Source organism: Psychrobacter sp. S4(2024), assembly GCF_036861305.1.
GTDB lineage: Bacteria > Pseudomonadota > Gammaproteobacteria > Pseudomonadales > Moraxellaceae > Psychrobacter > Psychrobacter cryohalolentis.
Genome location: NZ_JAZAQR010000002.1, coordinates 665,350 through 678,327 on the forward strand (window position 1 = coordinate 665,350; position 12,978 = coordinate 678,327).

Here is a 12,978-nt window from a genome sequence, read left to right on the forward strand (position 1 = left end):
GATTTTATTTTTAGCCAATTTTTAAAATGAATATCCAGTCTAAGGTTACACTATTGTAATAAAGTGTTTATGATTGTGTTATTGTAGATATAATTGTAATATTAGAAATCGCGTCGGTAGGTCATCGGTTTACCAGACGCTTTTTTAGCAATCATACCTGTCACTCATATCAGTCACTAACACTGAATAGCTGCTCTATAGACGTTATGATAAGGTGCTATAAGTCTTTATTTTTCCTTAATTCTTTGTTGTTATTTTTAAATAAAGGTAGAATAAGCCAACTTAAGTAGCCTTGATTATGGCGCTACCAGCGTTACATATTGTGGATATAACCATGAAGATGAGCTTAAAAAATATCGTAAAAGCGCTATTGGTGACAACCTTTAGTGGTGCAATGCTGATGAGCACCGCCCACGCTAATAATCCGCCGCCGACCATTAAAGCGGATGCGCCCAATCGCTATATTGTCAAAAAAGGCGATACTTTGTGGGATATCTCAGGACGTTATCTGGATAGTCCATGGCGCTGGAAAGAGATTTGGGCGACCAATAAGCAAATCAAAAACCCTCATCTTATTTATCCTAATGATGTTCTGATTTTATGCGTCATACAAGGTAAAACTCTGATCGGCGTTGATACGGGCGAGGGTTGTGCAGGGATTGAAAAACAGTTAACAGGCAATGTGGTGACTACGACAGTCGCTGTTACCTCTGCTGTCAATAGCATTCCGCCGATTCCTTGGTCTGCCATTCAGCATTGGCTTGATAAGACACTGATTGTCAATCCGCAAGATTTTAATACCACGCCTTATATTCTAGCCTCTAAAAAAGGCAATTTAATTACGGCTAGTGGTGACAAGGTTTATGCCAAAGGCGTGCCACTGCTTGTAGGTCAACGTTATGGTATCTACCGTGAAGGCGAGATGTATATCGAGCCAAAAACGCAAAAAGTCATTGGTTTAGAAGTCACACAAGTGGCAACGGGATTGGTTACGTCTACGGCAACCAATGGCGTGACGAGCTTGCAGCTTATCGACAGTTACGGTAAAGAAGTTCGTGAAGGCGATCGAGTATTTGTTGAATTAGACAATGCTATCCCACCAGTCTTTTATCCGACGCCTGCAACCGTTAATCGCGGTGGTATGATTGTTCGTGTGATGGATTCTATCAGCTCAGCTGCCAAAGGTAGTGTGGTGGCAATTAACTTGGGTCGCATACATGGTGCGAAGCCGGGTGATGTATTGACTGTTTATCAAAAAGGCGCAGTCATACGTGATATCAAGGACAATGATACACCGGTACGTTTGCCGAGTGAGCCAAGCGGTATGGTGATGGTGTTCAATAGTTTTGACAATATCAGCTATGCATATGTGCTTGAGTCTGAGCTGCCATTGAGTGTTGGTGATCAGCTGTTGCCACCTCCTTATTTATAACGCTGCCTCAAGTTTTAGCGAGCAGATCTTAGATAAGCCTATAAGAGTCATACGATGATGACGGTAGCCACTTTTACTTTATCAGATGAGCAGCGTGCAATACTGGCGCTGTGGTTTGAGTTAAATGCGTCATTATCCTCTTATCATAAACTCATTCATAACTATGATAGTGCGCAGCTTGCATGGCAAGCTGGCGTAGAGTCGTGGCGTCAATTAGGGATTCATCATAGCCATTTAACTCGTCATGAACATCCAGAGAAAACGCGCGCCAGCATCAATACCATTCAACAAGCATTGATAGAAGAGAAGTACGGTCTATTATTTGCCGACCAACCTAATTATCCTGCTCAATTGTTAGAAATCTACGATCCGTCGCCGCTGTTATTTTATCGAGGTAATAGTGAATTGTTGCGTTGGGCGCAAATCGCTATTGTTGGCAGTCGCAAGCCGACGGCACACGCGCAAAAAATTACCTTTGATATGGCACAGTATCTTGCACAAGCAGGCTACGTCATTACCAGTGGACTTGCCATTGGTGTGGATAAGCGCGCCCATCTTGGCGCATTGGCACAGACCGATGTAACGTGCCAAGGTCGCACAGTCGGCGTTATGGGGACGGGTATTGATGTCAATTATCCCAATCATCATGATCGTCTGTTTAGCCAAATTATTGAGCAAGGTGGTTGCATCATCAGTGAACTATTACCGCATACGCTACCACATAAGCATACTTTTCCACGTCGCAACCGCTTGGTTGCAGGGTTGAGCCTTGCGACCATCGTCACTGAGGCAACGATTAAAAGTGGCTCGCTTATTACTGCGCGCCTCACATCCGAGCAAGGTAAGCAAGTTTTTGCAATTCCAAGTCATATAGACAATAGTAATGCTGAAGGGTGCCATCATCTAATACGTGAGGGTGCGACCTTGGTTTATCATCCTCAGCAAGTATTGGATGATATTAGTGTGCAATTGCCAAGCCAGTCTCAGCAGCATCAACTTGATCATAATTCAAAAGCACAAAGTCTTGATAAGTCAGTATTTAATCAGTCTGCTACCATTAAAAAAACAATAAAACCTCAGGAAGTGAAGCCAGCGCCTAGTATTACTGTACCTGAGCATCTAACCACCTTGTTTGAAAAGTTGGACTGGCATGGTCAAGATTTGGATGCACTTATCCTTGTGACTGATCTTGTGCCCGCACAATTGATTGGGCAGTTGATGGAGCTAGAGCTATTGGGCGCAGTGACGGTCCAAGGTGGACGCTATTTACGTATTTAAATATACTTGCAGCACTGCATTTTTTGTAAAATAAATTCACGCTATCTCTTTTATTCTCTTTGTTCTAAAGGCATTATTTATGTCCTTATCTACACCCCTTATTACTGACTCTACTATTCAAGCGGCTACTTGGCTTAAAAAGGGGCAGCTACTTGCTTACCCAACCGAAAGTGTGTGGGGCATTGGTTGTGACCCATTCAATAAGCAAGCAGTCATGCGGCTACTTGATATTAAGCAGCGCCCAATAGAGAAGGGGATGATTGTGGTCACTGATAGTCCCAGCCGCATTACGGCTCTGCTAGAAGGTTTGAGTATTGACCAACGTCAAAGGGTGCTTGATAGCTGGCAAACTGATTCGAAAGACGCTACTGCCAAACAAGCGCATACTTGGCTACTACCTATTCCAAAAAATCTGCCGATTACTATTCCATCGTGGATTACGGGTACTCATGATAGTGTTGCCGTGCGTGTAATTAATCATCCATTGGTCAAGCAACTGTGTGCGCAAATGGTGTCAGTTAGCAATCCTTACGGTTTTGTCGTCTCAACAAGCTGCAACCCATCAGGAAAGCTACCTGCTCTGTCACTCATCGAAGCACAGAGTTATTTCTTAGGTGACAATGTAAACTCAAATGAGTGCGTTGGTTATCTTAAAGGGGAAACACTAGGCTATCAATTGCCAAGCCAAATAGGCGATGCATTGACAGGACAAGTTATTCGATAGTTTAATATTTAATAGCCAAAATTTCGCATAACTATCTCTGCTTCTTATTACTTAGCCCTAACGTCTACACTTGTCCCCTTGTTTTCATAGTGTGCTTTTTGTCACACTGATGAGAATATAATCAATAATAAGGATAATAAGTGATGAATATTTTAATTAGTGGTGGTTCGGGATTTTTGGGCAGTGCTTTTAGCCAAGAGCTCTTGATGCGCTACCAACAGATGGGAAAAGCGTTACAGATTACTTGGTTGACCCGTGATAGTAATCAAGCACATCCTAGTGATATCACGATGATGACCTATGATGAACTTGCAAATTCAGATGCATACTTTGATGTGATTTTAAATCTAGCTGGCGCAGGTATTGCTGATGCGCGCTGGAGTGACGATCGTAAAGAGCAATTGCTAGCCAGTCGAATCAAGCCGACAAAAGATATACTGGCATTTGTTGCCCGCAGTCATGTAAAGCCAAAATTGCTTGTTAGTGGTTCAGCGATTGGTTGGTATGGCAATCAAGGTGATAAACCCTTGACCGAGAGCAGTGGTTTTCAGACAGATTTTGCCCATCAGTTATGCGATGACTGGGAGCAACTGGCGTTACAAGCAACTGAGTTTGGTGTGCCAGTGACGCTTGTGCGTACGGGTGTGGTCATCCATCCTGCAGGCGGTATGCTTAGCAAGCTCTTAACCCCTTTTAAAATGGGTATTGGTGGGCAGTTAGGTAATGGTCAACAAATCATGAGTTGGATCAGTCGTGATGATTGGGTAGCGGCAGTAACATTTGTTATAGAGCAGCAGCTTGATGATAGTACTTTTCAGGTTAATGAGAATACGCTCCATCCAGCAAGCAATAACGACATGAAAATTTATAATCTAACCGCGCTAAATCCTGTCACCAATCATACTTTTACCAAAACATTAGGCGCTTGGCTACATCGTCCGACCTTTTTTACTTTGCCGGCGTTTTTACTCAAGCTGATATTTGGTGAAATGTCGACACTGCTTATTGATGGACAGAAGGTGCTGCCGAAAGCCTTGCTTGATAGTGGGTTTGAGTTTAAACATCAAACGCTTAAAGAAGCTTTGGAACAACAAGCAGTAAAATAGTCCTCATCAAACCTGGCATAATAAATCTATAGTAAGCGCTATAGCTATTTCATAGACTAAGAAAGCGGATTGTTTCATGTGAAACAATCCGCTTTCTTGGTTTTTATAAAGGGATAAGCACATAAATAGGGTCAGGTTTCAATAAACAAAAACTCTGTCTTCAACAGGTAAGAATATTGACGTACTATACGTGCGTCTTTGGCTGGTTAAATTTTGTTATGTGGCTTTTTATAATAGGTACGCAACTACTGGTGTTTATGACGAGTATGATATTTTGGTGGTTAATCAAACCAAAATTTCGCTTTAGTCGTATAAGTTTAGTCCTCAGTATTTTTGTGATTAATAATACTTTTCTTATCTACGGGCTGAGTGAGTTTTGGCGAGAGCGCTTTCATGTCTATCTGGCCGCCAGTATTTTGCAAGGCTTTCTGTTGTATGCTGGTTTGGTCACCGCTATTATTGCTATTATTTATACTCAGGTTTTTAAACAGAAGCTCAATAACGTATCCATTCGCGCGTTTGCAGTCGCTGTTTATACGGGGATTATAAGCTTGGCAGTGTTTAATGCCTACTCTCCAGTCATTCATCATTTGACGGTAAAAACGGAAAAAAACTTAGTCAAACCGATGAGAATAGCCTTAGTTTCTGATACCCATTTGGGTAGATGGTTTGGTAATCAGCAGATAGATAAAATGGTTGCGCTAATAGATGGGCAAAATCCTGATGTGGTGCTTATCGCCGGTGACGTCATGAACGACTCTACTGATGCTTATGATAAAACTAATATGCATGAGCATTTATCAAAATTAAGAGCGCCACTTGGTGTCTATGCAACTTTGGGTAATCATGATTACTCTGGTAATGAGATTGCGATTGCCGAAGCGATTGAGCGTGCTGGCATACAGGTGATTGATAATACAAGCGTATGGTTGGATGATGCTGTATTGCTGGTTGGGCGTTCAGATGCGACAGACCCTAAGCGTCCTGCTGCAGCAGATTTGTTGGCCGACATTCAAACTGATAAACCAGTGCTGTTTTTGGAGCATAGTCCTGAGGCTTTAGCAGAAATAAAGGACTTGCCGGTTGATTTACATTTATCAGGGCATACTCATGGCGGTCAAATATTTCCTTTAACCGTTTTACTAAAATGGTTTACGCCTTTGGTTTATGGCTTTAAAGCAGTAAATGGTAGCCAGTTTTTGGTCACTTCAGGCTATGGTATCGGGGCGGTGCCATTTAGGCTAGGGACGCGCTCTGAGATTTGGTTGATTACTTTACAACCGACCTAATGCGCTTCAATATATTGTGATTAAATGAATTTAGCTCAGAATAAACACACAGTGCTTAAACCCCGCTCAAGGATTTCCTCATGCGTTACGCCTTTATTCTCACCATTATTGTGCTGCTAGAGCTTTTTAGCACGGGTGCAGCGCTCAGCTTGCAGTGGTGGCTGCAGCCTTGGATAGATTCTACACCTACATCGATTGCGGTATGGATAGGGGTGTTTTTAATCACTCATGTTTTATTATTACTAAGCGTTACCAAGCTATTTTCTAATAGCTATCGCTGGATGAGTGGTTGGATGTTAGTGATGCATTTCATGATGCTGACTGCGGTAGCGACTGGTATATTGTATGGAGGGTCTTGGCTTTTAACCCCCTTGCTTGATAGTACGCTTGACCATTCAGAGATAATTGCTGCTGGATTACGCATTTTTGCGCTGTTGTTTTTTATAGGGCTGTTTGCATATGCTTTATATAGTGCTTATATACCCGTTGTGCGTGAGCTGCCGATTCATATTCATAAACCTTTAAACAATCCATTGCGTATCGCGGTCGCTAGTGATTTACATTTAGGTCGGCTATTTGGTAATAAAGCTATTGAGCGGCTGCATATCATGCTAAGCAAGTATCAAGCAGATATCTTATTGATGCCAGGCGATATCATGGATGACAATACACAGGCATTTAACACTTATAATATGAAAGATAGCTTGGCAAAACTTGTCGCCAGTTTGCCATATGGTGTCTATGCGACGTTGGGTAATCATGATTTATATGGTCATGAGCAGCCCATCAGTAACTCTTTACGCGCGGCGGGCGTGCAGTTATTAAATGATGAAGCAACACACTTCATCCATCAAGGAGAAGTGGTCTGGCTAATGGGACGCTTTGATAATCACAAGCGTCAGCGTGTCGCAACGATTGAGCTGCTCGCACAAGTCAATAGTACCGAGCCCGTGGTTCTTTTAGATCACAGACCCAGCGCTATCATCGAACACAGTCAGCTACCAATAGATTTACAAGTATCAGGACATACCCATAACGGTCAAATATTCCCTGCTAATTTTATCGTCAGCGCGATTAACCGTTTGGGTTATGGCTATGAAGCCATTGGCAAAGGACATTTTGTGGTGTCCTCAGGCTATGGATTTTGGGGGATACCGTTTCGACTAGGCTCCCGATCAGAGATTTGGATAATCAATCTTATAGGTACCAATATAGGTACTCAAATTTAAGATCAATAAGCACTCAAATATTAAAATTCTAATTAAGCGCTCAATAGCGCCCTTGTTTTTATGATTTCACGCACAAAATTAGCAAACCCTGTGATGATATGCTGAGTTTCTTGCCCTAATCTTTGATGAACGCTCATAAAGTGAATAAATCCATGCGGTGCGCCAAGTACCGTATGGGTTTGTACGGCTATACCATAACTCTTTAGCTGATTGGCATAAGCAAACGCTTCATCACGTAAGACATCTAATTCTGCCGCAACGACATAACTTGGACAAACGTGTCGATTGTCCCCAAGCATCGGTGACGTCAGGATATGCTGGCGCGGTAACGGACTATTTTCTAAACAAGCGGCATCAAAAATGGCAACATCAGCATGGTCGAGTAATAGACCTTCACCATATAACTCCCAGCTTGGATAATCGGTCTCAATATCGGTCACAGGATATAAGGGCATCTGTGCCATAGGATGTGGTAAACCTTGTAATATATCAAAGGTCTTTTGACCTTCATCACCTAGATCTAACCAAGCCTCTTTATTTGGCGTGATGATTTGCTGAGCCATCAAAGTAGATAATCCACCACCTGCGCTATCACCTGCTAATACAATGCGTGATGGCAAAGCACCAAATTCTTCACAATGCTCAGCCAGCCAAGCATAAGCACTGATACAGTCTCTTACGGCAGCAGGGGCAGGGTGTTCAGGTGCTAAGCGATAATCAACACTAATGACCGGCCAACCCGTCTGCTCACAAATAGCATGACAAAATTCATGATGGGTATTAAGGTCACCAATACAAAATCCACCACCATGAAAAAACAATAGCACGGTCTCATCAGGATTACTGGTTTGCTCTTTTTTAAAGCCAAAACCATTATCAGAGGTCTCATTTTGATAGCAGCGAATGGTCATATCACCGTCGTCGGCATTGGCAATCGTTCTATCTTGCCAACTGATAGCGCTATCGCCTTTTTTATGAAACTGTTTCAAATTGCTAAGCAGGTTGTCAGAAGCTTGTTGCCATACTTTTGGTGCTTGCATAGCGACCGCATCTGTTGCAAAGCGTTTACGCAGCTCAGACATCTCTATCAGCTGCAAAGGCGTTTTTAGCTTGCTATTGACCGCAAGTATTAAGCGCAGATGGGCATCAACATGCAAATATTGCTTTGAAGTAGGTCCATCTAAACACTTTATCAAACTCTCAAGAATCGGCGTAGGTAAGCAGCCAAAGCTTTTTATGGCATAGTGCAGTAGATGCGGTTGATAGTTGGTCATCAGATGGTGCTCGAGTATCTTTTCTTTGATAGATAAGCTTTTATCCTCGCGACTATCTTGCAAAGCACTCTCTTCTATATCTATTATTTCAGCTGATACATTGATATCAGTGCTTTTGGGGTTCTTATCTTGTCCAAATGACATAAGATTTAGGGTCTTCACCGCTTTATTGAGTAAGGTGTTGACTGATAGTACTGTTGAATTAGACATAACACCTCTTAAAAATCATGGTGAGTGCTTATTGATGGTAAGTACTCACTGTTAGTATTTTGCTGACATTTGGCAAATGTGTAATGACTGTTATGCAGTCAATTTTGATTATAGCAATCATAAAATAATCGAAAATTAAGTTGGGTATTCTTTAGTAATAGTTTGGGTACAAAGCGTAAAGGAGTGGGAGTAAATGACGACTTTTTGTACCTTTTGTTGGCTTAACTACATATTTATGGTTAATAAAGATCAGCAATGTGTATGCGAAATTGATAGATATCCGACTGTTTTTTCTTTATTTGCATAGGGTTTTTTATTGGTGAGAAAAATTCCTTGCGCGGGGCTTGAAATTTGCCTCCACAACCTTTATCAAGCAGCTATTGAAAGGTGATTACATATAGTTATACAAAGAACCAGTAATAAAGGTTAAGTAGGCAGTATAAGCCTATGAATTATGAGTAAATGCATTAGTAATAACCACAGAGTGGCGAGCGCTGCGCCAATTTTTTGTGTGCTACATTCCATCATTATTACGACACTATTAAATAATGACACTATTGAATTATGACGCTATTAAATTATAACACTATCAAGGAGTTATCATGAGTGAGCAAAATAACAACCACGAATCGATCGATCAAAATGTTTCACATGACAATGTTTCACATGATAATGTGGTACACGATGAGAGCATCTTAGAAGAGACTTTAAAAGAATTTGACCCACAAAATAATGCTGGTGAAGAAAGTGTCATCGAAAATGATATTGATCTTGATACTTTTAAAGCCCGTATCGCTGAGCTAGAAGGCGAAGTTAAACAAGCTAAAGAAAGTACCGCTCGTGCCAATGCCGAAACTTACAATGCGCAAAAGCGTATGGAGCAAGAGGCGGATAAGAGTAAACGTTTTGCACTACAGAAATTTGCCAAAGAACTTTTGGAAGTGGTGGATAACTTGGAGCGTGCGATTGAAAACGCCAATGCAGACGATCCTGTTACTGAAGGCGTGAGACTGACACATAAAGCATTGCTAGATGTGCTGAACAAAAATGGTGTCGAAGTGGTCGAGCCACAAGGCGAAAAATTCAACGCTGATTTTCATGAAGCGGTCGGTATCGACGCTGATGCGCCAGCCGATACTGTTGGTACAGTCTTGCAAAAAGGCTATAGTTTAAATGGACGTTTATTACGTCCGGCGATGGTACGTGTCGGTCAGTAGTAAGTAGGACAGGCGCTAAAGCGGTAGTATGCTAAGCATATAACGTCGCCAATGTAGTCCTAGATGCTTATAGAGTATATAGGCAAAAGATATTCAGTCTTTAACTGTGCTAAACCTTATTATTAGTGAGGGTTTTCACAAAAAATCACACAAAAGGCATTATTTGCATGGCTATCGACTTGAAAAAATACATAAGCAAACCGATATAAAGCAACAAGTGACCGACTACGATCTAGTGATCGACGGTCTGATGAAATAAAATTTTATTTAAAAATAAATTAGGAGCAATTCATTATGGGTAAAGTCATTGGTATTGATTTAGGTACAACCAACTCATGTGTCGCAGTAATGGAAGGTGATAAAGTTAAAATCATCGAAAATGCTGAAGGTACGCGTACCACCCCATCGATTGTCGCTTATAAAGATGACGAGATCCTTGTTGGTCAGTCAGCCAAGCGTCAAGCAGTCACCAATCCAAACAACACGCTTTTTGCTATCAAGCGTTTGATTGGTCGTCGTTTTGATGACAAAGTCGTGCAAAAAGACATTGGTATGGTGCCTTACAAAATCGCCAAAGCCGATAACGGTGATGCATGGGTTGAAATCAACGGCAAAAAACTAGCACCACCACAGGTTTCTGCGGAAATCTTGAAAAAAATGAAAAAAACAGCCGAAGATTATCTTGGTGAAGCCGTTACTGAAGCAGTCGTTACTGTACCTGCTTACTTTAATGATTCACAGCGCCAAGCAACTAAAGATGCTGGTAAAATTGCGGGTCTTGATGTAAAACGTATCATCAACGAACCAACAGCAGCTGCTCTTGCTTATGGCATGGACAAAAAGCAAGGCGATAGCACTGTTGCGGTTTATGACTTAGGTGGTGGTACCTTTGACGTATCAATCATCGAAATCGCTGACGTTGATGGCGAGCAGCAGTTTGAGGTACTAGCGACCAATGGTGACACTTTCCTTGGTGGTGAAGATTTTGACTCAGCATTGATTGACTTCTTAGTCGCTGAATTCAAAAAAGACCAAGACGTCAACCTAAAAGGTGACTCTCTTGCGATGCAGCGTCTCAAAGAAGCGGCAGAAAAAGCAAAAATTGAGCTGTCAAGTGCCCAAAGTACTGAAGTAAACTTGCCGTATATCACTGCTGATAGCAGTGGTCCTAAGCATTTAGTTGTTACTATCAGTCGCTCAAAACTTGAGAGCTTAACTGAAGAATTGGTACAACGTACCATGGGTCCTTGTAAGATTGCCCTTGAAGATGCAGGTATAAAAATCGGCGATATTGACGACGTCATCTTGGTTGGTGGTCAGACTCGTATGCCTTTGGTACAGCAAAAAGTGCAAGAATTCTTCGGTCAAGAGCCACGTAAAGACGTGAACCCTGATGAAGCAGTAGCAGCCGGTGCAGCTATTCAAGGTGCGGTATTGTCTGGTGAAAAAACCGACGTATTGCTACTTGATGTGACACCATTGACGCTTGGTATCGAAACCATGGGTGGCATCTTGACGCCAATCATTGAGAAAAATACCATGATTCCGACTAAGAAATCACAGGTATTCTCAACGGCTGAAGACAACCAGCCAGCGGTTAGTATTCAGGTTTATCAAGGCGAGCGTAAAATTGCGAACCAAAATAAACAGCTTGGTCGTTTTGACTTAACTGATATTCCACCAGCACCACGTGGTTTGCCACAAATCGAAGTAAGCTTTGACATCAATGCTGACGGTATCATGAATATCTCAGCGACGGATAAAGGTACTGGTAAAGCTCAAAGTATCCAAATCAAAGCGGATTCTGGTTTATCGGACGAAGAAGTTGAACAAATGATTCGTGATGCTGAAGCCAATGCTGCTGAAGATGAGAAATTCGCAAATCTTGCGCAAGTGCGTAATGAAGCGGATGGTCGTATCCATGCAGTACAAAAAGCGCTAAAAGATGCGGCTGATAAAGTATCTGACGATGAAAAATCATCAGTAGAAGCGGCTATCTCTGAGCTTGAAGCAGCGGCGAAAGAAGATGACCATGAAGAGATCAAAGCCAAGCTTGAAGCATTAGACAATGCCTTCTTACCAGTTAGCCAGAAGATTTATGCTGATGCAGGCGCTAGCGCCGAAGGTATGGATCCAAACCAGTTCCAACAAGGTGCGGATAATGCTGGCGAGAGCAACCAAGCAGACGACGATGTGGTCGATGCTGAGTTCACTGAAGTAGAAGACGATAAAAAATAATTATACTGCTAATAAGTAGTTAAATAAAAAAACGCATCCTTCAGGGTGCGTTTTTTTATTTCATTAATAATATTGCAATTCACATGTCACGCTTTAAAAGCGCTTATCATCAGCACATCATAAGTCAAATTCACATGAAGTTGACCATCTTTATTTAATTCAGAAAACTGTTGCCAGTAATCTTGCTCAAATTGTTTTAGACGGGACTTGGTCCATGTAAATGGCTGACCACTGCTTGACTGCGCTTGATTGGTCGATACCCCTGTTAGCTTCATATGTTTAAGAACAGCGTAGGGATTGGCAAAAGGTACATCAAAGCGCTGAGTTAATAGTTTGATATTCTCAAAACCTACGACTTCTAATGCTGATTGCCACTCACTGATAGCTGGATAATGCAGCCCTTGACCCGTTAGTTGCTTAATTTGCAAAAAGTTATCTGGCGTAAAAGTATTAAAGACTAATTGCCCTCCTGCTCGCAAACGCTGGGTAGAGTGTTTTACAAAACTCAATGGGTTATCAAACCACTGTACCGCATTTGCACTGACTATTAGGCTGTGCTCTATCAAACTAGGGTTTATTGAGTTAGAGCCTTTGGATAATTCAATGGTTTCAGCATCGCCAATTATTATATTAGCTGTCGGTACTATCGATTGCAATATCGCTGCCCTTTCAGAACACAGCTCATTGATAAACCAGTGCTGACTTTGAACGTTCTCTGACAACAAACGTGTCATTTGACCTGTGCCTGCACCGATTTCAAATACGCTATCTTGCTTAGTACGAGCGATAAGGGCAAGGAGATGCTGACAGATTTGCGCTTGAATATGGGCATGCTGGTCATAATCGCTAGCAGTGGCAAAATGACGCGCGATGGTTTGTTTTCTTGTGCTGAGGATGTCAGGTGTAGCAGGAGGTTTCATGTTGTTTGTTGCATCCAAATAATTCGCTTAACGCTAAAAGAAAGTAGTTACTAAAAAATAA

The 12,978-nt window shown here is 41.9% G+C and carries 10 protein-coding genes; 8 read left to right on the forward strand and 2 right to left on the reverse strand.

The window, feature by feature from the left end:
* The first annotated feature begins 334 nt into the window (after nucleotides 1–334).
* From VLA57_RS07735 to VLA57_RS07760, 6 genes are all read left to right on the forward strand, one after another.
* Nucleotides 335–1,432, forward strand: a complete 1,098-nt coding sequence (locus VLA57_RS07735; protein ID WP_333954768.1) for a LysM peptidoglycan-binding domain-containing protein — start codon at nucleotides 335–337, stop codon at nucleotides 1,430–1,432.
* Nucleotides 1,433–1,486: 54 nt separating this feature from the next.
* Nucleotides 1,487–2,710 carry a DNA-processing protein DprA gene (gene dprA / locus VLA57_RS07740; RefSeq protein WP_333954769.1) on the forward strand — a complete coding sequence of 408 codons (1,224 nt, stop codon included), beginning with the start codon at nucleotides 1,487–1,489 and terminating at the stop codon, nucleotides 2,708–2,710.
* A 79-nt stretch (nucleotides 2,711–2,789) separates the two neighbouring features.
* Nucleotides 2,790–3,434 (forward strand): L-threonylcarbamoyladenylate synthase, encoded by a 645-nt coding sequence (locus VLA57_RS07745; RefSeq protein WP_333954770.1) that lies wholly within the window; start codon nucleotides 2,790–2,792, stop codon nucleotides 3,432–3,434.
* Between the two features lie 143 nt (nucleotides 3,435–3,577).
* A complete protein-coding gene (locus tag VLA57_RS07750) occupies nucleotides 3,578–4,540 on the forward strand; it encodes a TIGR01777 family oxidoreductase (protein WP_333954771.1) in 963 nt (320 codons plus the stop codon).
* Nucleotides 4,541–4,875: 335 nt separating this feature from the next.
* Nucleotides 4,876–5,829 carry a metallophosphoesterase gene (locus tag VLA57_RS07755; RefSeq protein ID WP_333954772.1) on the forward strand — a complete coding sequence of 318 codons (954 nt, stop codon included), beginning with the start codon at nucleotides 4,876–4,878 and terminating at the stop codon, nucleotides 5,827–5,829.
* An 80-nt stretch (nucleotides 5,830–5,909) separates the two neighbouring features.
* The gene (locus VLA57_RS07760; RefSeq protein WP_149409120.1) at nucleotides 5,910–7,058 is read left to right on the forward strand and encodes a metallophosphoesterase; all 1,149 of its coding nucleotides are present in this window, start codon (nucleotides 5,910–5,912) and stop codon (nucleotides 7,056–7,058) included.
* 32 nt (nucleotides 7,059–7,090) lie between these two features.
* Here VLA57_RS07760 and VLA57_RS07765 read toward each other — a convergent pair whose 3' ends face one another.
* Complete coding sequence (locus VLA57_RS07765; RefSeq protein WP_333954773.1) at nucleotides 7,091–8,542, reverse strand: alpha/beta hydrolase; 1,452 nt, start codon at nucleotides 8,540–8,542, stop codon at nucleotides 7,091–7,093.
* A gap of 602 nt (nucleotides 8,543–9,144) precedes the next feature.
* Here VLA57_RS07765 and grpE point away from each other — a divergent pair.
* Together grpE and dnaK are read left to right on the forward strand one after the other, a co-directional pair.
* Entirely contained in the window at nucleotides 9,145–9,759 is a 615-nt protein-coding gene (grpE, locus tag VLA57_RS07770) for a nucleotide exchange factor GrpE (protein ID WP_333954774.1), read from the forward strand.
* Between the two features lie 294 nt (nucleotides 9,760–10,053).
* On the forward strand, nucleotides 10,054–11,997 hold the full coding sequence (gene dnaK / locus VLA57_RS07775; RefSeq protein ID WP_011514754.1) for a molecular chaperone DnaK: 1,944 nt from the start codon (nucleotides 10,054–10,056) through the stop codon (nucleotides 11,995–11,997).
* A gap of 86 nt (nucleotides 11,998–12,083) precedes the next feature.
* On the opposite strand, the gene VLA57_RS07780 is transcribed toward dnaK, so the two are convergent.
* Nucleotides 12,084–12,917 carry a methyltransferase domain-containing protein gene (locus VLA57_RS07780; RefSeq protein ID WP_201530645.1) on the reverse strand — a complete coding sequence of 278 codons (834 nt, stop codon included), beginning with the start codon at nucleotides 12,915–12,917 and terminating at the stop codon, nucleotides 12,084–12,086.
* Nucleotides 12,918–12,978: the final 61 nt, after the last annotated feature.